Genomic DNA, 20,514 nt, shown 5'->3' with positions numbered 1-20,514 from the left:
CAGAAGTAACCAAAAAGAGGGCCGCTTTACTCTTGCGCCGGCTGATTCTGCGCAGGGGGCAAAGGCCCTCCTTTTTTGTTGTTGCGGGTTGAAATTGGATTGAAATCCGTACGTAGTCCGTAGGGGGGATATAATGCAGCAGCCAGGACAGGCGCTCATACGCTTCAGGCAGATGCCAAATGATGAAAAAAAGCGTAGACTGGAGCGTTCAGGCATAGCGGTGCAGTGGGTGGATAGCAGTATAGCAGATTTTGCGATAGGCTACGCAGTGCAAATCCATCAACTGCGAGTGTTGGAGATTCGTAGGCGTGCCATTGAAGGCCCTTCCAAAGTCCGCGCATACGATCTGTCTGAACTGGATCAACATTCACCGCTCTATGTCCGGATGGAGCGGCTAGCTGTACGTGCGTTGTATACACTGGGTTTGGACAGTGGTGAGGTGATACTGACGCCGCTGGGGGAGCGCAGCTGTCAGGTGCGCGAAGTCTCGGCACAGCCATGGCTAAACGATAGACGTTTGGCCACGCTATATGAAATTGCTGCGCGCGAAGGAGATGTTGAGGGTGAGAATCTTTCAGTGGAACGAGGGAGAGATCGACTACTCATCGGAATGGACCCTGAATTTGTACTGATTCGTATGCCAGAGGGACGGGTCGTTCCGGCCTCGAGATATTTGGGGCGTCTCGGCATAGCCGGCTGCGATGCTGTTACGCGTCGAGGACGAACGCTGTATCCAGTCGCTGAGCTTCGTCCTGCTCCGAGTGGAGATCCGGACCGTCTGCTGAAGCACCTGCGCCAAGCTTTTGCAACCGCAGCCCGGCGCATTACCGACCGCACACTCATCTGGCAGGCGGGGGGGATGCCGCAACCGGGTTTTCCACTGGGCGGACATCTGCATTTCAGCGGGGTTGCGCTAAACGGTGCCTTGCTCCGGGCACTGGATAACTATTTGGCACTGCCTTTGGCGCTACTGGAAGACAAGCGTGCAGCCCGGCGCAGACCGCATTATGGCAATTTGGGTGATTTTCGCCGTCAGTCGTATGGAGGCTTTGAATATCGTACACTGCCCAGTTTTCTTATCTCGCCACAGCTAGCGAAAGGTGTGATTGGAATGGCGTTTCTCATTGCTACTCAATATCCGCGTTTGCAGCGTAGGCCGCTGGGTGAGGAGGAGGCTCACAGAGCCTTTTATGAAGGAAATCAATTTGTGCTCAAGGAGTATATGGAACCTCTTATTTTGGATATGGTTTCACTGGAAATATACTCGCGATATGAAGCTTATGTAGCGCCATTGCTGGACAGCCTCCGCAAGGGGAAACAGTGGGATGAATCACGGGATTTGCGCCCCTATTGGAAGCTTACGTAAAATTCAAGTGTCGACACCAGGAATGGTTTCATGTTATCGACTGTCATTTTTGATATAATGAGAGATAATTATAAGTTTAAACGGAACAAAGTGTGGGGGTTAGTAAACGGTATGTCCAAATATACACCGATGATTGAGCAGTATTTATCCATAAAAGAGCAGGCTAAAGATGCATTTTTGTTTTTCCGTCTGGGAGATTTTTACGAGATGTTTTTCGATGATGCAATTCTTGCATCCAAGGAGCTGGAAATTACACTTACAGGTCGTGAGGGTGGCGCCACGGAAAAAATTCCGATGTGCGGCGTGCCTTATCATTCAGCGGAAAATTACATACAGCGCCTCATTGAGAAAGGTTATAAGGTGGCCATCTGTGAGCAAATGGAGGAAGCCTCAGCTACGAAGGGGATGGTGCGGCGGGATATTGTCCGCGTTGTGACCCCGGGTACAGTAATGGAAGGCAAGGTGCTGGGTGATAAATCCAACAACTACATGGTATGTGTCACAGAGACGGACGGGATGCTGGCGCTTGCGGCGTGCGACTTGTCAACAGGTGAATTGTATGTGACCTCTGTGCCTGATTCGAAAGAATGGCTACTAGATGAAATTAACATTTATGAGCCGTCCGAAATGTTGGGGGATGGTCATCTGCTCGATTTTGTGACTTCCCGCATGTCCCCCGTTGGACGGCGTGTTGTGTATACGGCCTGGGACAAATCGAAGGATGATTTGGTTCGGGATCAATTTGGCGAAGCCACGTGGGCAAGGCTTACGGAGGAACGCAGACGGTGCGTATCTCGCCTGATTTCCTATTTGAATGAAACGCAAAAAAGATCGTTAGGCCAATTGACCCAAATCTCGGTATATGAGCCAAACCATTTTATGATTCTGGATCCATTTACCCGCAGGAATCTGGAACTGGTGGAGACAGTACGTGAACGCTCCAAGAAAGGCTCGCTGCTGTGGCTGTTGGATCGCACGGAGACTTCCATGGGAGCGCGTCTGTTGCGTCGTTGGATCGACAAGCCGTTGTTGAGCAGCAGTCTTATTGAGGAACGCTTGGAGGCGGTGGACAAGCTGTACCACCAGTTTATTTTCCGAGAGGATGTACGTGCTCAGCTTAAAGAGATTTACGATCTGGAGCGTCTGGTTGGGCGGATCGCCTTTGGTAGTGCTAATGCACGTGATCTGATCGCTCTCAAGCTGTCGTTGGCCCGAATTCCTTCTTTACGCGAATTGTGTGCTGAATCTCCTTCGAAGACGCTGAGACGGATTGCACAAACGCTGGATAGCTGTACAGACCTGTGTACATTGATTGAGGAAGCGGTGGCGGATGAACCGCCGATTTCCGTAAGGGATGGAGGTCTTATTAAGGAAGGCTACCATCAGCGTCTGGACGAACTGCGCGAGGCGAGTGTCAACGGTAAGCGTTGGATCGCTGAGCTAGAGGCCAAGGAACGTGCAGCAACCGGCATTCGATCACTTAAAATTGGATATAACAAAGTATTTGGTTATTATATCGAGGTGACCAAATCCAATTTGGCTTCATTACCAGAAGGTCGATATGAACGCAAACAGACGTTGGCGAATGCGGAACGGTATATTACACCGGAGTTGAAGGAAAAGGAATCTCTAATTCTGGAAGCCGAGGATAAAATGGTTGATCTGGAGTACACGCTTTTCTCCGAGCTTCGCAGTAAACTAAACGCTGAAATTCCCCGTTTGCAAAAGCTGGCAGAGCAAGTGGCTGAAATTGACGTGTATCAGTCGCTGGCATCGGTTAGCGCGGAACGGGGATTCGTGAAACCTGAGCTGACTACAGGATATGATTTCGTAGTGGAGCAAGGTCGTCATCCCGTGGTGGAGGCCGTAATGAAAGATGGCGGTTTTATCGCCAACAGCACTGTGTTGGAGGAAGCGGATGCGCATATTCTACTTATCACCGGGCCGAACATGGCTGGGAAAAGTACGTATATGCGTCAGGTCGCACTTATTGCAATTATGGCTCAAATTGGCTGCTTTGTCCCTGCTGCACGTGCAAAGGTGTCGATGCTGGATCGCATTTTCACACGGATCGGCGCAGCGGATGATCTCATCGGCGGGCAGAGTACGTTTATGGTCGAAATGGCAGATATCCAAGTAATGACGGACAAAGCAACTCCGCGAAGCTTGATCATTATTGATGAACTGGGACGAGGTACGTCTACCAGTGAAGGAATGGCAATTGCACAGGCAGTCATCGAATTTGTGCATGACACGATCGGCTGTAAGGCACTGGTATCCACGCATTTCCATGAGCTGGCGCATTTGGAGCAAGGCCTGTCTTCGCTGCGAAATTACTCTATGGCCGTGCAGGAAAGCGGCGACAAGGTGAATTTCCTGCGCAAGCTCATACCGGGAGCAGCTAGCAGTAGCTATGGTATTTATTGTGCTCGGCTTGCAGGCTTGCCCAATAACATTATTGAGCGAGCGAATGGACTGCTGAATGGTTTTGAACAGGCAGCGGCTCAAGTAACAGCAGGTACTGAGACAGTAGTAGGAGGGAAGGAAGGGACTGATCTTCGTACAGTTTCAGGGACAGAGGATATTTCTTCTTTGACCGGATATAATTCAGGCCAGACATTGCGAGAAAGCGGAGAAACTGCATCATCAACTCAGTCTTTATCACAGCAGGCGACTCTGGTAAAAGAAGAAGATACTCTACAGACTGTGGAGGATTCCAGCAGGTTGGAGCAAGGAGCAACCGAAGTGGTACAGCTGTCCATTTTTGGAGAGCAGGAGCTTGCCACCTCCAAGCCCCAAGCAGAGACAGTAGAGACGAATCCAATTGTGCGCCAAATTTTGCGCAAGGTGAAAAATGCTGATGTCATGAATATGACTCCTTTACAGGCAATGCAGCTATTAAATGATCTAAAAAATAAGGCCAATGGCCTGTAGTTAAAATAAGTGACATTATTCTTATTTTTCATCACACTTTGAAGTCAGGAGGAGGTTAAAAGGATGTCTAAAATTCGGGTACTGGATGAACATATTGCGAACCAGATTGCTGCCGGTGAGGTCGTGGAGCGTCCAGCCTCCGTCGTGAAGGAACTGGTGGAAAATGCGATTGATGCAGGCGGTACGCGGGTGGACGTATGGGTAGAAGAGGGCGGTTTGCAAAGTATCCGGGTGACGGATAATGGAAGTGGCATTGAGCCTGAAGACGTGGAAACGGCATTCTATCGGCACGCGACAAGTAAAATTGGACATGGTCGCGACCTGTTTCAAATCACAAGTCTCGGCTTCCGGGGAGAGGCGTTGCCAAGTATTGCGGCTGTATCGAAAGTAGAGTTGCTTACAGCAGCCGGAGATGACGGGCGTGCCCGTAAATTGGTAATTGAGGGCGGTAAGCTGTTGCTTCACGAAGATGCTGCTAGTAGGCAAGGGACGGATTTTACCGTACGGGAGCTATTTTATAATACACCTGCAAGGCTGAAGTATATGAAAACAATCCAGACCGAGCTGGGACACATTTCGGATGTATTGTACCGAATGGCGCTTTCGCACCCGGAAGTGGCCTTCACATTGCGGCATAATGGCAATACATTGCTGCAAACGCTGGGCAATGGTGATTTGCTGCAGGTGATTGCCGCTATTTACGGAACTTCTGCGGCGAAATCTATGCTGCTGCTGGAAGGTGAGAGCCTGGATTACCGAATTAGCGGCTATGTCAGTCGCCCAGAGTGGACCAGATCAAATCGCAATGCGATCTCGACAGTAGTGAATGGACGTTTTGTGCGTAGCTATGGGCTTAATCAGGCGTTGCTCAAGGCGTATCATACCTTGTTGCCGATCAATCGTTTTCCACTGGCTGTGATCCAACTGGAAATGCATCCTTCTTTGGTGGATGTTAACGTTCATCCTGCCAAGCTGGAGGTAAGGTTCAGTAAAGAAACTGAACTGTTTCAGCTAGTTGAAGATTCGGTAAAAGCTGTTTTAGGGCAGCAAGTACTGATTCCGAAGGCAGTCAAGCGCGAGATCGGTGGCAAGGACAGTGGCTCGTTTGTGCAGGAGCAGTTTCACTTCTCGAAAGGAAATGGTGCAGAAGGGGATGCTCCTTCCGGCAAAGACCGGGGGGGAGCGTTGCCGCTTTCCGTGACTTCGCCGGAGAGCCAGGTACCGCGCCAATCCAATTACTTGAACAGGAACGAAGAGAATAACAGGGGTAGCCAGGAGCGTGAGCAACGTCCGAGCAGGGATAGCCTCTCAGCCATTGGACGGGCAAGCAATCTTTCAGGTAAAAGTATTAGTGATGATGAACTGGATGCAGATTTTGTGGATGAAATCAACGGAAGTGAAGTTAGAGGGGACGTGCCGCTCCCTGATGGGACGACTGTACAGTCGTCCGAAGGAGGTAGTGCCGCAATAGGCACAACTACCTTATACAGCGGAGGGATACAGGAAACAGCTGCTTCTGCTGCTTACCCATCTTCTATGCCGCCGATTGCAGGACAAGCTACGGATTCCCGTCATTTCGCGGATCAGAAGCCGCGCCAGCAACGTCTGGATGCGGAGCAATTGGCAACGGTGTCGGGAGAAGTTTCAGAGCTGCCGACTTTTCCTGAACTGAATTTAATCGGTCAGCACCATGGGACATATCTGATTGCGCAGAACGACCAAGGCTTGTATTTAATTGATCAACATGCCGCACATGAACGAGTCAATTATGAATTTTATTATGAAAAATTCGGCAATCCCGAGTCAGTATCGCAGGAGCTGCTACTGCCAATTACACTGGATTTTACACCTTCCGAAACGGAAAAGTTGAAAACAAGGCTGCACTGGTTTGAACAGGCGGGAGTGTATCTGGAGCATTTTGGCGGTCAAACCTTCCGTGTCAGCTCTTACCCGTACTGGCTTCCCAAAGGGGAAGAAGCGGATGTCATTGAGGAAATGGCCGGATGGGTGCTGGAGGAAAGAGCCATTGATCTTGCAAAGCTGCGGGAAGCAGCCTCAATCATGTGCTCCTGCCGGGCTTCGATTAAAGCAAACCAGAAGCTGACTGACCGACAGGCTATCGTGCTGCTAGAGCGTTTGGCAGCGTGCAAACAACCATATACTTGCCCTCATGGGCGACCTATTGTGGTTTCCTTCTCCACATATGATTTAGAGAAGCTGTTTAAAAGAGTAATGTAAGGGAGTATATATATGTTGCAGGATCGGGAAAACCGTGAAGAAGAGCAGTCGAGCCTAGGGGAAAAGCAAGTCGAATTACTCGTCACGACAGGGGATTCCCCCTCAGTTGAGGTTGTGGAGCGAGCGAAGTTGCTTGCAGCCGAGTTAGGGGCGCTGTATGCCCCTCGTCGTGGCATATCGGTAGCTAAGCTAATTGCGGCTCACAGAGTCCGTCAAGCGTTGGTTCTGGTGCAGGGCGGAGTGAGGCTGATTAGCCCAGAACAATCACCGATGGTTTTTCACCCCAGTATGGGCTTCATTCGCGCCAAACGGGTATTAAAGGGTGAACCTGACCCGATGTTGACGGCTGCCCGGATCGTCCCGGGTGATACCGTGCTGGATTGCACCGCTGGACTTGGTACGGATTCTCTTCTATTTTCAATTGGAACGGGAAGCTCTGGACAAGTCACGGCTGTGGAGAGTTCTTTCCCCGTCTACGCTTTAATCAAGGATGGAATGAGACATTACCGTTCCGGCAACGCTGAAGTAGATAAAGCCTTTTCCAACATTGACGTTCGTTTTGGTCATCATTTGGACTATTTGCGTAGTTTGCCGGATCGCAGTATAGATATTATTTATTTTGACCCTATGTTTCGTGATCCGTTGCTCGATTCCAGCGCAATTGGTCCATTGAGAGGGTTGGCAAATCCAGACGCGTTGAGTGAGGAAAGTATTGTTCATGCGAAACGGATTGCACGAAAAACAATTGTATTAAAAGAAAAACGGGGTAGTGGGGAATTTGCCCGCCTCGGCTTCCGTGTAGAGCAGCGGGGCACAACGAAAACAGTGTACGGAGTGATCGATATTGACAGTGGCACCTAAGCCTAAACTACTTGTTCTTGTTGGCCCGACTGCGGTTGGCAAGACGAAACTGAGCATCGAGATGGCTCGACAATTTGACGCGGAGATTATTTCCGGGGATTCCATGCAGGTATATCGTCATATGGACGTTGGAACTGCCAAAATTTCCGAACAGGAAATGGAAGGAATCAAGCACCATTTAATTGATATTCATGAGCCTGAATACCCATATTCAGTAGCCCAATTTCAGGAAGACTGTCGTCGTCTCATACCTGATATTCAATCTAGAGGAAAGCTACCGTTTATCGTAGGCGGAACAGGTTTATATGTAGAATCAGTCTGTTATGAATACCAGTTTTCCGAGGTAGGGGCTGACGAAGCTTTTCGTCAGGAGCAGCTAGACTATGCCGAACAGTTTGGAGCTGACGCACTTCATGCGCGACTACAGGCGGTTGATCCCGAAAGTGCACTTCGTTTGCATCCTAATGATCGTCGTCGTGTCGTTCGGGCACTGGAAATTTACCATGTTAGCGGAACGACACTTAGCTCTCAACTTGCCAGTCAAAAAAAGGAATCTCCCTACCAACTCTGCATCGTAGGTTTGACAATGGATAGGCAAATGCTATATAAACGTATTGAAGACCGAATTGACGGGATGCTCGATCAAGGGCTTGTTGCTGAGGTAACCTCCTTAATGGAACGGGGAGTGCGAAGCGATGCCATCTCCATGCAAGGTCTAGGCTATAAAGAGATATCCTCCTACCTGCGGGGAGAGGTGTCTTTGGAAGAGGCGGTGACTTGGCTAAAACGGGATACGCGTCATTTTGCGAAGCGACAGCTCTCGTGGTTTCGCCATATGAAGGATATCCAGTGGGTAGATGTCACTGATTTCGGAAATTTTTCTGCTCATGCAGCCCAAATACACGAAATTATAGCAGGAAAGTTCCGGACAGACCTTGAATATACTTCAAAACAATCCAAATGATTATTGGGGGTACGGCTAAAATGAACAAGTCCATTAATATCCAAGATACGTTTCTGAATCAATTGCGCAAGGATTCTATACCTGTAACGGTATACCTCATCAATGGGTTTCAGGTACGGGGAACGATTAAAGCATTTGACAATTTTACGATTGTGATCGACTCGGATGGAAAGCAACAGCTGATCTACAAGCATGCCATCTCCACCTTTACACCGCAACGCAATGTATCGCTTGTACAGCAACAGGATAACGCTAGCGATAACTGATTACGGCTTGACGGTCGCCCGGGTTCATGAAACTTTTCAGGCGTCCGTCTCGTCTAACTGTATAGGAATGTGACCGGGAGCAACCTGATCAGGGTTGTTCTTTTCATTCCGTTTACTTTCATGCTGCCGACAGCAAGCTTTAAGCTTATGTTAGGTACCATATGATTATTCGCGAAAGGGAGTCAGGGGAATGCCAAACGATTCATTGTCCAGATCCGGCAATCGCAATAGAAACACATCTAAAGAGAAGCCGAAGGGCAAGAAAAAGAAAATTACAGGTAAGCGAATTGGATGGACGCTGTTTATTACCGCGGCGGTAGCTATATTTTGCGCACTTGGTGGCTATTTATTTGTCATGGTAAATGGCGAAAAAATTTACGATGCGAACAAGGACAAAATCACAGTGAACGAGACATCAAAGGTTTATGACCGCAACGGTGTGCTCATGGGTGAGTTATCTGTGCAAAAAAGTGATCCTGTCAAAAGTGAAGAAATACCAGACTTGCTCAAAAAAGCTTTTATTGCAACCGAGGATAAGCGTTTTATGGAGCATCAAGGAGTTGATATTTGGTCTATCGGCCGGGCAGCCGTTAAGGATATCGTGGCCCGTTCGGCAGTGGAGGGCGGCAGTACGCTAACTCAGCAGCTGGCCAAAAACTTGTTTTTGACACGTGACAAAACCTTTTTCCGTAAAGCGACAGAGGTATCCATCGCAATGGCGCTGGAGCGGAGGTTGACTAAAGATGAAATTATTACTCTCTACTTGAATCGGATTTGGTTTGGACGCTCCTATTCTGGAATTAAGGCAGCGTCGGAAGGTTATTTTGGGCAAACCAACTTAAAAGAATTAAAATTGTGGCAAATTGCTACATTGGCAGCTATTCCGAAAGGGCCTTCCAAGTATAATCCGATCAGTAACCCGGAGAACTCGAAGGCACGACGTGCAGTGGTTCTCCAGCTGATGTTTGAGCAGGGAATGATTGGAAAGCAGGAGATGGAAGAGGCCAAAGCTGTAAATTACGATTACAAACAGCCGGAAAAAGTTCAAAAGTATCAAAATTTTATGGAATATGTCATGGATGAGGCAGAGGATGCGCTGCCAGGAGTTAGCGGCAATGATCTGATTATTGGCGGTTACAAAATTCATACCACAATGGATGCCCAGGCTCAAAATGCGCTGGATCAGGCGATGGCAGATGATGACATGTTCGAAAAAAGTCCTGACGATCAGCCTGTTCAAGCCTCAATGGTCATTATTAACAACCAGACAGGTGGAATTGCCGCGATGGCACCCGGACGGGATTACAAAAAGGGAACCTTCAATCGTGCGACACAGAGCCGCAGACAGCCAGGATCGGCCTTCAAGCCGATTGTAGCCTATGCGCCAGCTCTCGAATCCGGTAAGTTTACGATGGATACCCCTTTGAGTAACGAACGTCAGAGCTTTAACGGATACAGTCCGAAAAACTTGCATGGTTACTCGTCGACCATCAGCATGCTCGACGCGATTACGAAGTCTGAAAATATTCCACCTGTATGGTTGCTGAACCAAATCGGTGTGGAAAAAGGGGTTCAATTTGCCGAGAGCGTAGGCATTCCGATGGACAAAAACGATCACTCACTTGCTATCGCATTGGGTGGATTAAGCAAAGGGACGAATACCCTTGAAATGGCGCAGGCGTACAGCGCTTTTGCTAATAAAGGAAAATTCCAAAAGGCTTATTCTATTAAGCAAATTAACAATAGTGATGATCAAGTAGTTTATACTCATGAAGAGGAAACTAAATCTGTAATGAGTGAAAAAACGGCTTATGAAATGACACAAATGATGCAAAATGTAGTCAATAGCGGCACAGGTCGCAAAGCACGGATTGACTGGCCTGTAGCCGGTAAAACGGGTACGACCCAAAGTGGAATTAGCGGTAACAGTGGTAACCGGGATATCTGGTTTGTCGGTTATACGCCAGAATATACTGGAGCGGTATGGATGGGTTATGACAAGCCGGACAGCAAACATATGCTCAGAAACTACAGTGGGCAGTCGGCAGCCTTTTTCGGAAGGGTCATGGGTGAAGCTCTAAAGGGACACCCGGTTACGCAATTCAGCGAGCCGAAGGGATATGAACCACCAGTTGAGCAGAAGCCAGAAGAGCCGGTTCAGGCTACCGCTCCAAGCGGACTGAGCGGGTCTTATAGTCAGGACACCCAAATTGTATCGTTGTCCTGGACTGCGGCGACGGGGGATAATGTACAATACCGCGTGTATCGCAAAGGGGCTTCCGACGCAGGCTTTGCGGTAATCATGGAGGCCATGAAGGGTACGAGTGGTGAAGACACTTCTCCTATAGCTGGAAACACATATGAATATTATGTAGTAGCTTATGGGGCGGATGGTAAAGAATCCGAGGCTTCTAATACGATCCGTGTAGAAATCCCGGCAGAGACTACTCCCGTTGATCCACAGTCAGGAACTGATCCTAATCAAAATGGAACCTTACCGGATAATGGCGGAGTTACAGACGGACAAAATGGTACGGATCAGGGAAATACAGATCCTGGCGGTACCAATAACAATAATGGCTCAGGTCAGGTTCCGGCATCTCCTGGAGATACGAATGGGAATGGTGCTGGAGATGGCAATTCCGGTAATGGAAACGATACAAATCAGGAAAATGGTCAGACTACTACGCCGGATGCAGGGATTACTGATGAAGATACTATGGTAAATCCAGAAAATACGGATGCATCTACGACTGAAGTCACAACGGATGGAACTCAAGAAGGCAATTCCAACGGTCATTCGAACTCCAATCGTGGACGTCACAATCGGAATTAGCAAGTATTGCTTTATGTAAGTTGAATTTGCTTCAAATCAAAGGTATTTTCAGACCGTTTCACGGTTTGAGAATGCCTTTTTTGCTGTTATAAAGGGGTTCTTTTTGAGTGTACAGTTTAAATATGGTAAGCTGGATTTACCAATGTTGGAGAGGAACATCATTTATGAAGCGCAAATTCGGAGACCGGGCCAACTGGCGCAGAATCACCAATCGCAAGTTTGCTTGCCGGTATGTAGAAAGTGACGCGTTTACAGGATATGTGACCCTGTATACAATTTTGAGTCTCAAGGAGCCGTTATGGAAAAGTTACGGTGGTCATACGTTTTGCATAGCCGATAAAGGATATTCCTGGCTGCAATATTATCCAAAAGGTGAGCACTATGTGGTGACTGCTATGTTTGACAATCGGGAGCAAATCGTAGAATGGTATATTGATACCTGCCGCAATCAGGGTGTGACCGATCAAGGAGTCCCTTGGTTTGACGATTTGTATTTGGATGTTGTGGTGCTTAAAAACGGTGAAATCTTCCTGGTGGATGAGGATGAATTGGAGGAGGCGTTACAACGGGGGCATATCTCAACGCAAGAGGCAGAATTGGCTAACCGTACAGCGGCTGATGTGTTACATCAGATAGATGCCCACGTGTTCCCCTATTTTAAAATGTCGCTGAAACACCGGGCAGAATGGTTTCACAACGGTGATTTCAAGAGAGAACGGTGAAAGTTTTGCAGTGGATTAAAGACACTGGACCCCAACGTCCTGAGTTGAAAAGCAGGCAGAGTCGCCTTAAGAAAATATCTATGGTATCCAAGCGTTTTGTGCTTTGTTTAATGATTCTCATTTTGATCGGATTGGTATGGGCAGGTATCCGAGTGTGGAACATGAATACGGCCGTCTCTACTACCCCGCTCCAGCAAGTGCAAATTGGTATCGTACTAGGTGCTTCTATGTGGGGGGCTGAGCCCAGTCCCGGATTGAAAGAAAGGCTGGAAGAAGCCTTGCACTTATACCGCAACGGGACAGTGCAGCGTCTAATTGTTAGTGGGGGACTGGATAAACCCGATTTTCCGTATACGGAGGCTGAGGGCATGCAACGCTATTTGGTAGAGAGAGGGGTCCCTGTACAGCATATTGTGTTGGAAAACCATGCGACCAGTACTTACGAAAATCTGCTCTATAGCCAGCGCATTATGAAGGAATATGGATGGACCTCTACCGTGATTATCACACATAGCTATCATGGCCCTCGGGCGATGGAGATTGCTCAATTCTTGAAATTTGATCATCCTCAGATGGCTCTGACGGAATCTAAAGTGCTGAATATGCCAATTCATCAATCAAGAGAAGTATTGGCATACGCTAAGTGGACGCTGCAACGGTGGTGGATCAGCGCTCAAACTTGGGTTGCCTGAATTAAAGAAAAGGCTTTGTGCACGTTCTCGTTGCTTTTATGCTAATAAGGACATGCCAGACCGAATACATTAATAGGGTAAGCTGTGCCTGAAGAAATGTTGAGGTGATGGATGCATGAACGGACGGGGAATCGCCGCGGGCAAGCGGTCGGAGGAGAGACCTTCCAGACAAATTAATGTCGTGCTGCGTAGCCCGGAGCCGATAGCTTCGGTGACTGTGGACGAGACGGAAGTAGTGGCTTCAACCAAGTCACAGGCGCTACCGCAGTATCTCAGTCTTTATCAGGAAATTCAGAAAGAACTCGATCATCTCGTCGGCTTGGATAACATCAAAGACCTGGTATTTGAGGTATATGCCTTTTTGCAAATCGCCCATATGCGCACGGATGCAGGACTGTTGAGCAATGCACACGTATATCACATGATTTTCAAAGGAAATCCAGGTACAGGGAAAACGACAGTAGCCCGCATTATCGCTAAAATGCTGCAAAAAATGGGGGTACTGAGCAAAGGTCATCTGATTGAGGTGGAGAGGGCTGATCTGGTCGGCGAGTATATTGGCCACACGGCACAAAAAACGCGAGATCTGGTAAAGAAGTCTCTTGGCGGCGTGTTGTTCATTGATGAGGCTTACAGTTTGGCACGCGGAGGGGAAAAGGATTTTGGAAAAGAAGCGATTGATACCTTGGTAAAGTCTATGGAAGATCAAAAAAATCAATTTATTTTGATTCTCGCTGGATACTCGGGGGAAATGGACTTTTTTTTACGAACGAATCCTGGTCTTCCTTCTCGCTTTCCAATCCAGTTGGATTTTCCTGATTATACTGTGGATCAGCTTATCCAAATTTCCGAGATGATGGCCAAGGAGCGGGATTATATTCTCATGCCTCAGTCCATAATTAAAATGAAGGAGCATTTGCTAAACGAGCGTAATGACAGTCTTCATGCATTTAGTAATGCACGCTATGTTCGTAATGTGATTGAAAAAGCGATTCGGCACCAAGCTGTCAGGTTGCTTAATCAGTACAGAAGCGGGCAACCCGGCAAGCAGGAATTGATGACGCTGCGTCCAGAGGATTTGAAAATGGACAAAAGATAGGCGATAATAAGAATCTGAATCACATCGAATGGTATGACATCAAACGGGGGCCGGCCTGAACATCAGGTCGGTCTCTGTTCGAGAGTTGACATGAAAATAAAGGAGCAAACAATATGGCGAACTCCACTCATGATACACAAACCGAAATGCAGGACAAGGCGGTGCTGGTCAGTCTGATTACGGATGAAGTCAAACGATCGGGCATTAATACGGAATACTCGTTGGATGAGCTGGTGAAACTGGCTGAGACAGCGGGGGTTGAAGTACTGAGCGTCCTGACACAGAATAAGGAAGCCAAGGACTCAAAATGGTTTATCGGCAAAGGAAAAGTAGAGGAATTGCGTGCAGTTGCTGAAGAATTGGGAGCGAATACAGCAATTTTTGATCAGGAGCTCTCGGGGGCCCAAGTACGGAATCTGGAAGAAAGTCTGGATCTCAAAATTATTGACCGTACACAGTTGATTCTGGACATTTTTGCTCAACGTGCAAAAACCCGGGAAGGTATTATTCAGGTTGAACTGGCGCAGTTGTCATATTTACTCCCCCGTTTGTCTGGACATGGCAAAAACCTCTCGCGTCTTGGCGGCGGAATCGGAACACGTGGTCCTGGTGAAAGCAAGCTGGAGACAGACCGCCGTCATATTCGTGACCGAATCAGTGATCTGAAACGCCAACTGGAGGAAGTGACCCGTCACCGGTATTTGCACAGGGAGCGCAGACAAAAGAGCGGTATTGTTCAGGTTGCACTTGTTGGCTATACCAATGCGGGCAAATCGACGCTGTTGAAGCAACTGACAGCAGCCGATGTATATATTGAGAACCAACTGTTTGCGACGCTGGATCCTACCTCCAGAACAATGGAACTCCCGAGTGGAAAAGAAGTTATTCTTACGGATACGGTCGGTTTTATTCAAAATCTTCCTCATGATTTGGTTGCTTCCTTCCGGGCTACTTTGGAGGAGGCGAATGAGGCTCATCTCATTTTGCATGTCGTGGACGCGTCTTCGGATATGCGAGACGAACAGATGAAAGTTGTAGAGACGATCTTGCAGCAGCTAGGGGCTGCGGACAAGCCTCAGATCGTATTATTTAACAAAAAAGATGCCTGTACCCCTGAGCAACTCGAAATGCTTCCTTCCGGGGAGGGCTATTTGAAAATCAGCGCTTTTGATGAAGGGGATTTGCTGCGCATTCGTGAACTGATTCAAGAGCATCTGAGTGGTGATACGCTGAGATTTCGCATTCCTGCGGAACGTGGAGATTTAACATCGGTGCTTTATCGAATTGGAGATGTACTACTGACAGAATATGATGGCAATGATGTCATTTATGAAGTTGAAATTCAAAGAGGCGAGTACGAAAAGTATGGTCATGCGCTCAGCGAGTTCACAGAAGGTTAACATCTAATGATGTTTTTGGGTCAATAAAATGATAATGCTCATTGTTCAAAGTGAACAATAATATAACATGAATAGCCTAAGGCTGCGTAAGAGAGAGGGTCAAGAAAGTAAATGGTAGTTTTTAGTCCAGAAATACAGCAAATTCAGGAAACGGCAGAACTTAAAATACAAGAACGTATACAGCACATAGATCATATTGTAGATTCAAATCAGTGGAAGGTAATTCAGGCATTCCAGCAGAAGCAAGTGAGCGATTTCCACTTTGCGGGTTCGACGGGATATGCTTACAATGACCGGGGACGTGAGGTGCTGGAAGAAGTCTATGCGGATGTGTTCGGTGCGGAGGCAGCGTTGGTGCGTCCGCATTTTGCCTCGGGTACTCATACAATTGCCACTGCTTTATTTGGTGTGCTGCGTCCAGGGGATGAACTGTTGTACATTACTGGTAGGCCTTATGATACCCTGCACAAAGTGATTGGTAAGCCCGGCGACGGAACAGGATCATTGCAGGATTTTGGCGTTACTTATGGAGAAACCGCACTGACAGCGGAAGGTAAAGTAGACTGGGAAGCGGTGGAGTCTGCGATCCATGCCAATACCAAAGTAATCGGTATTCAGCGCTCACGCGGTTATGATTGGAGAGCTTCCTTTAGTGTAGCAGATATTGAAGAAATGACAGCACGTGTGAAGGAAATAAAACCTGACGTTATTGTCTTTGTTGACAATTGCTACGGTGAATTTACCGAGAAGCTGGAACCTACTCAAGTCGGTGTCGATTTGATGGCAGGTTCGTTAATTAAAAATCCCGGTGGTGGCATTGCAGAAACGGGTGGATATATCTGCGGCAAACAAAAGTATGTAGAACTGGCATCCTACCGATTAACTGCACCTGGAATTGGTGGAGAAGTAGGAGCCATGCTAGGTACTACACGAGGCATATTTCAGGGACTATTCCTTGCTCCAACACTGGTTGGGCAAGCGGTTAAAGGGAGCGTATTCGCAGCTGCGGTCTTTGAAGAGATGGGATTTGAGACCAAACCTGCCTGGCATGAAGAGCGTACGGATTTGATTCAGGCTATTTCTTTTAGTGGACCAGAGCATCTAATTGCTTTTGTACAGGGCATTCAGCGTGCGGCTGCCGTGGATAGCCATGTGGTGCCGGAACCGTGGGATATGCCGGGTTATGAGCATCCAGTTATCATGGCTGCAGGTACGTTCATACAAGGGGGAAGTTTGGAACTATCCGCAGATGCTCCTATTCGTGAGCCTTATATTGGTTACATGCAAGGGGGCTTAACCTACTCTCATGTTAAATTTGGAGTGCTTATGGCTCTGCAAACGATGAAAGAACGTAAATTATTGTGAGTTTTTCTAACATGTCATTGACACTTTGCATCAGCTAAATGTACAATAAGGTGTATAATAGATCACTGGAAGGTTGATGACAAATGGGCGACGAAATTCGCAGAAATATGGCCTTATTTCCAATAGGTATTGTCATGAAGCTAACGGACTTGTCAGCACGTCAGATTCGTTATTATGAACAGCATAACTTGATAGTTCCTGCCCGTACATCTGGAAACCAACGTCTTTTTTCTTTTAATGACGTAGAGCGTCTGCTTGAAATTAAGGCGTTGATCGAGAAGGGTGTTAACATTGCGGGAATTAAACAAGTCATGAATCCGGTTACCAAGGAATCGGAGGAAGCTACGGTTATTACTGCAGATACGGAAGTCAAACGCCGTGAAATGTCTGATACTCAGCTTCACCGCTTGCTGAAACAACAACTTGTTGCAGGCAAAAGACCAGGACAGGTATCCCTGATCCAAGGCGAATTATCACGGTTCTTTAATAAGAGATAATGCTTGACTTAACTCTTGGTATAAGGTCGCCTTACATTAAAACCAGGTCTCATCATTTAAGTAATTTATAGAACAACTGATTCGTATATAGTCGTTACAGAAAGGGAGAGGTTAGAGTGAGTTATAGCAGAGAAGATATCCTTCGGATTGCGAAAGAGGAAAATGTTCGTTTTATTCGTTTGCAATTCACAGATTTGCTGGGCACTATTAAGAACGTTGAAATTCCGGTTAGTCAACTGGAAAAGGCATTGGATAATAAAATGATGTTTGACGGATCTTCCATAGAAGGTTATGTGCGTATTGAAGAATCTGATATGTATTTATATCCGGATTTGGACACTTGGGTTGTATTCCCTTGGGTAACCTCGGATCGTGTAGCTCGTTTGATCTGCGATATTTACAAGCCGGATGGAGTCCCGTTTGCAGGTGACCCGCGGGGCATTTTGAAACGTGTACTTAAGGAAGCCGAAGAGCTGGGATACACTTCGATGAATGTCGGACCGGAGCCTGAATTCTTCTTGTTCAAAACGGATGAAAAAGGCGAGCCAACTACAGAACTGAATGACCAAGGCGGGTATTTTGACCTGGCTCCGATGGATCTGGGTGAAAACTGCCGTCGTGAAATTGTACTTAAGCTTGAAGAGATGGGCTTCGAAATTGAAGCATCCCATCATGAAGTTGCACCTGGTCAGCATGAGATTGACTTTAAATATGCAGACGCGATTAAAGCTGCGGACCAGATTCAAACGTTCAAGCTCGTTGTTAAGACGATTGCTCGTCAGCATGGTTTGCATGCTACCTTTATGCCAAAACCTTTGTTTGGTGTAAATGGCTCCGGTATGCACTGCAATCAATCGTTGTTTAAGGACAATGAAAACGTATTTTATGATGAAACGGACGAACTCGGATTAAGTCAGACGGCCCGCCACTATATGGCTGGTATTCTGAAACATGCACGTGCAATGGCAGCGATCACGAATCCAACAGTAAATTCCTACAAACGTCTCGTACCTGGTTATGAAGCGCCTTGTTATGTGGCTTGGTCTGCAAGCAATCGCAGTCCAATGATTCGGATTCCCGCGTCTCGTGGTCTGAGTACTCGCGTCGAAGTTCGTAACCCTGACCCAGCGGCGAATCCTTATTTAGCCTTGGCAGTGATGCTGAGAGCTGGTTTGGATGGTATCAAACGTCAGTTGGCTCTGCCAGCTCCGATTGATCGTAACATTTACGTGATGTCTGAAGAAGAGCGGATTGAAGAAGGCATTCCAAGTCTGCCTGCAGACTTGAAAGAAGCTTTGTCTGAACTTATTCGGAGCGAAGTTATCTCTGACGCACTGGGTGACCATGCACTGGCCTACTTCTATGAGCTTAAGGAAATTGAATGGGATATGTATCGCACCCAAGTGCATCAATGGGAACGCGATCAATATCTGACGCTTTACTAAAATGAGAAATCCCTTGGCGCTCTAAGCGTTGAGGGATTTTTGTTTTGGGGGTAATCCATCCGTCATTTGAGACTAATTAATTCTCCCCACAAAAAATTATTATTGAAGTAGGCCCTCGGTAAAAGACTCATAGTTCTCTATGCAATTCATCTCTATTTTTTTGGAGATGTGTGCATAAACTTGGGCTGTTATTTGGATGTCACCACGTCCAAAGCCTCTCCTGTACAAATTACATTGTAGCCCTAGCTCCATGTAGCAATACCGCATGATGTTATATATGCGTTTGTCCGAACAAAGAGCATAACGCCAATCAGTTTCACGAGAGAAAATTTTAAAACTAACATTGAATGCGAAATATGTGTTGGATGCTTTGAAAGCCTTAGAAATTATCTAAAGAGTTACAGCTATATAAGCGTACCCCCCATTTTCTAAAAGAATGCGCTGGTATTTTCATTTTATTCCTGCCTTACCCTAATTGTCTATATTGCTGATTATTGCTATTAAATTTATAATCCTTTGTTCAGTTGATTATGTTTATTTTCTAGGCTTATTCAACAATCACGCCCTTTAGTGGAATAACTAAAATATGGCTTCTACCTTAAAATAATTTACGTTCCTCTTTAACTAATGCACCCTTTCGTTTAAGTACACTCCTTTACAAGCTAAGCTTTTAAAGTGGATGGTAACTACTGACTTATTTTTAATAGGTTATTTCCTACGTAACCAAGTAAAATAAATTAAAGATTTTAAAATGATAAAAAATAAATATCCTATAAATTCTTATAAAAATCTTTAAAAATACATATTTTTCGATAACGAAGTTGATTAGAATTAAGCCGTAATATGTAATATAAATTTTATTTAGCGGACTTACAAGCTGCTTTACCACGTTTAATAAAGCACTTGTTAGGAAGAAAAGGAGAAGAGAAAATGGGAAAACTAGTTGGAAAAGTTGCCATTATTACAGGAGCAGGCGGTGGATTAGGTAAGTATATTGCACTTCGCTTCGCAGAAGAAGGTGCCAAACTTTCCTTATGTGATATTAATCCAGAAGGGCTTCAAGAAACAGCCGAATTATGCAAAAGTAAAGGCGCTGACGTATTTGCAAACGCTTTTGATGCTTCCGATTTTGAGCAGTCAGAAAAATTTATTTCTGCTACGGTAGAACATTATCAAACAGTAGATATTTTAGTGAATTTGGCTATTGCTATTAAGACGCCTCATTCATTCTTAGAACATACGAGAGAAACACTTGATATAAGCTACCAGACTGGACTTGTTTCAACATGGAACTTTATGAAGTTGTGTTATCCACATCTTAAAGAAAATGGCGGTAAAGTAATTAATTTTGGATCGGGATCTGGTGATCAAGGTCAGGAGGGATATGCAGCTTATGCAGCTATTAAGGAAGCAATCCGTGGTCTCTCTAGGGTAGCTGCCCGTGAATGGGGGCCTGATAATATCAATGTAAATGTGGTGAATCCAGGAGCAATCACAGATGTTATCCAAGCGTACCTCGATCAATTACCGGAAGAGCAACGTGATCCAATAAATTTAGGCTTCGAGCAAACTGCTATGAGAAGATTTGGAACTCCGTATGAGGATATCGCACCTGCAGTATTGTTCTTAGCAAGTGAAGATTCTAGACATATAACTGGTCAAACAATAAATGTAGATGGTGGCGTCAACATTCATGCATAGATAATGAAATAGAGTGAAAGGCTTCCTATTTATTTAGGTGGATAATCCAATATTTCAACCCGTTTTATGAAGAGGTTAATCCATTTGAAACGATTAAATTACTAAAAAAGTGAACAAGCTTTCCTAAT

Annotated in this window: 15 protein-coding genes; all 15 read left to right on the top strand. The window is 46.4% G+C overall.

Annotation, left to right across the window (positions count from 1 at the left end; genetic code table 11):
• The first annotated feature begins 133 nt into the window (after positions 1–133).
• The 15 genes from NSQ68_RS14220 (at position 134) to NSQ68_RS14150 (ending at position 20,386) form a co-directional block, all read left to right on the top strand.
• A complete protein-coding gene (locus NSQ68_RS14220; RefSeq protein ID WP_342426322.1) occupies positions 134–1,366 on the top strand; it encodes a hypothetical protein in 1,233 nt (410 codons plus the stop codon).
• Positions 1,367–1,477: 111 nt separating this feature from the next.
• On the top strand, positions 1,478–4,300 hold the full coding sequence (gene mutS, locus NSQ68_RS14215; RefSeq protein ID WP_342426321.1) for a DNA mismatch repair protein MutS: 2,823 nt from the start codon (positions 1,478–1,480) through the stop codon (positions 4,298–4,300).
• Positions 4,301–4,363: 63 nt separating this feature from the next.
• A complete protein-coding gene (gene mutL / locus NSQ68_RS14210; RefSeq protein WP_342426320.1) occupies positions 4,364–6,538 on the top strand; it encodes a DNA mismatch repair endonuclease MutL in 2,175 nt (724 codons plus the stop codon).
• A gap of 12 nt (positions 6,539–6,550) precedes the next feature.
• Positions 6,551–7,399 (top strand): class I SAM-dependent methyltransferase, encoded by an 849-nt coding sequence (locus NSQ68_RS14205; RefSeq protein WP_342426319.1) that lies wholly within the window; start codon positions 6,551–6,553, stop codon positions 7,397–7,399.
• The gene (gene miaA, locus NSQ68_RS14200; RefSeq protein ID WP_069010611.1) at positions 7,383–8,363 is read left to right on the top strand and encodes a tRNA (adenosine(37)-N6)-dimethylallyltransferase MiaA; all 981 of its coding nucleotides are present in this window, start codon (positions 7,383–7,385) and stop codon (positions 8,361–8,363) included. The genes NSQ68_RS14205 and miaA overlap by 17 nt, the downstream gene beginning before the upstream one ends.
• A gap of 20 nt (positions 8,364–8,383) precedes the next feature.
• Positions 8,384–8,629 carry an RNA chaperone Hfq gene (gene hfq / locus NSQ68_RS14195; RefSeq protein ID WP_023989043.1) on the top strand — a complete coding sequence of 82 codons (246 nt, stop codon included), beginning with the start codon at positions 8,384–8,386 and terminating at the stop codon, positions 8,627–8,629.
• A gap of 190 nt (positions 8,630–8,819) precedes the next feature.
• On the top strand, positions 8,820–11,465 hold the full coding sequence (locus NSQ68_RS14190; protein ID WP_342426318.1) for a PBP1A family penicillin-binding protein: 2,646 nt from the start codon (positions 8,820–8,822) through the stop codon (positions 11,463–11,465).
• Between the two features lie 164 nt (positions 11,466–11,629).
• Positions 11,630–12,187: a DUF402 domain-containing protein gene (locus tag NSQ68_RS14185; protein WP_013310580.1), complete on the top strand. Its 558-nt coding sequence runs from the start codon at positions 11,630–11,632 to the stop codon at positions 12,185–12,187.
• Positions 12,184–12,879, top strand: a complete 696-nt coding sequence (locus NSQ68_RS14180) for a YdcF family protein (protein ID WP_342426317.1) — start codon at positions 12,184–12,186, stop codon at positions 12,877–12,879. The genes NSQ68_RS14185 and NSQ68_RS14180 overlap by 4 nt, the downstream gene beginning before the upstream one ends.
• A gap of 115 nt (positions 12,880–12,994) precedes the next feature.
• Positions 12,995–13,978: an AAA family ATPase gene (locus NSQ68_RS14175; RefSeq protein WP_039271232.1), complete on the top strand. Its 984-nt coding sequence runs from the start codon at positions 12,995–12,997 to the stop codon at positions 13,976–13,978.
• Positions 13,979–14,091: 113 nt separating this feature from the next.
• Positions 14,092–15,378 (top strand): GTPase HflX, encoded by a 1,287-nt coding sequence (hflX, locus tag NSQ68_RS14170; protein WP_013310577.1) that lies wholly within the window; start codon positions 14,092–14,094, stop codon positions 15,376–15,378.
• Positions 15,379–15,489: 111 nt separating this feature from the next.
• Positions 15,490–16,743, top strand: a complete 1,254-nt coding sequence (locus NSQ68_RS14165; protein WP_342426316.1) for a methionine gamma-lyase family protein — start codon at positions 15,490–15,492, stop codon at positions 16,741–16,743.
• Positions 16,744–16,826: 83 nt separating this feature from the next.
• Positions 16,827–17,240 carry a MerR family transcriptional regulator gene (locus tag NSQ68_RS14160; RefSeq protein ID WP_007430683.1) on the top strand — a complete coding sequence of 138 codons (414 nt, stop codon included), beginning with the start codon at positions 16,827–16,829 and terminating at the stop codon, positions 17,238–17,240.
• A gap of 116 nt (positions 17,241–17,356) precedes the next feature.
• The gene (gene glnA / locus NSQ68_RS14155) at positions 17,357–18,685 is read left to right on the top strand and encodes a type I glutamate--ammonia ligase (protein WP_013310575.1); all 1,329 of its coding nucleotides are present in this window, start codon (positions 17,357–17,359) and stop codon (positions 18,683–18,685) included.
• A 930-nt stretch (positions 18,686–19,615) separates the two neighbouring features.
• A complete protein-coding gene (locus NSQ68_RS14150; protein WP_342426315.1) occupies positions 19,616–20,386 on the top strand; it encodes an SDR family NAD(P)-dependent oxidoreductase in 771 nt (256 codons plus the stop codon).
• Positions 20,387–20,514: the final 128 nt, after the last annotated feature.

The sequence above is a fragment of the Paenibacillus sp. FSL L8-0158 genome, assembly GCF_038592965.1.
Lineage (GTDB): Bacteria > Bacillota > Bacilli > Paenibacillales > Paenibacillaceae > Paenibacillus > Paenibacillus polymyxa_D.
This window is presented reverse-complemented; position numbering and strand designations above follow the sequence as displayed.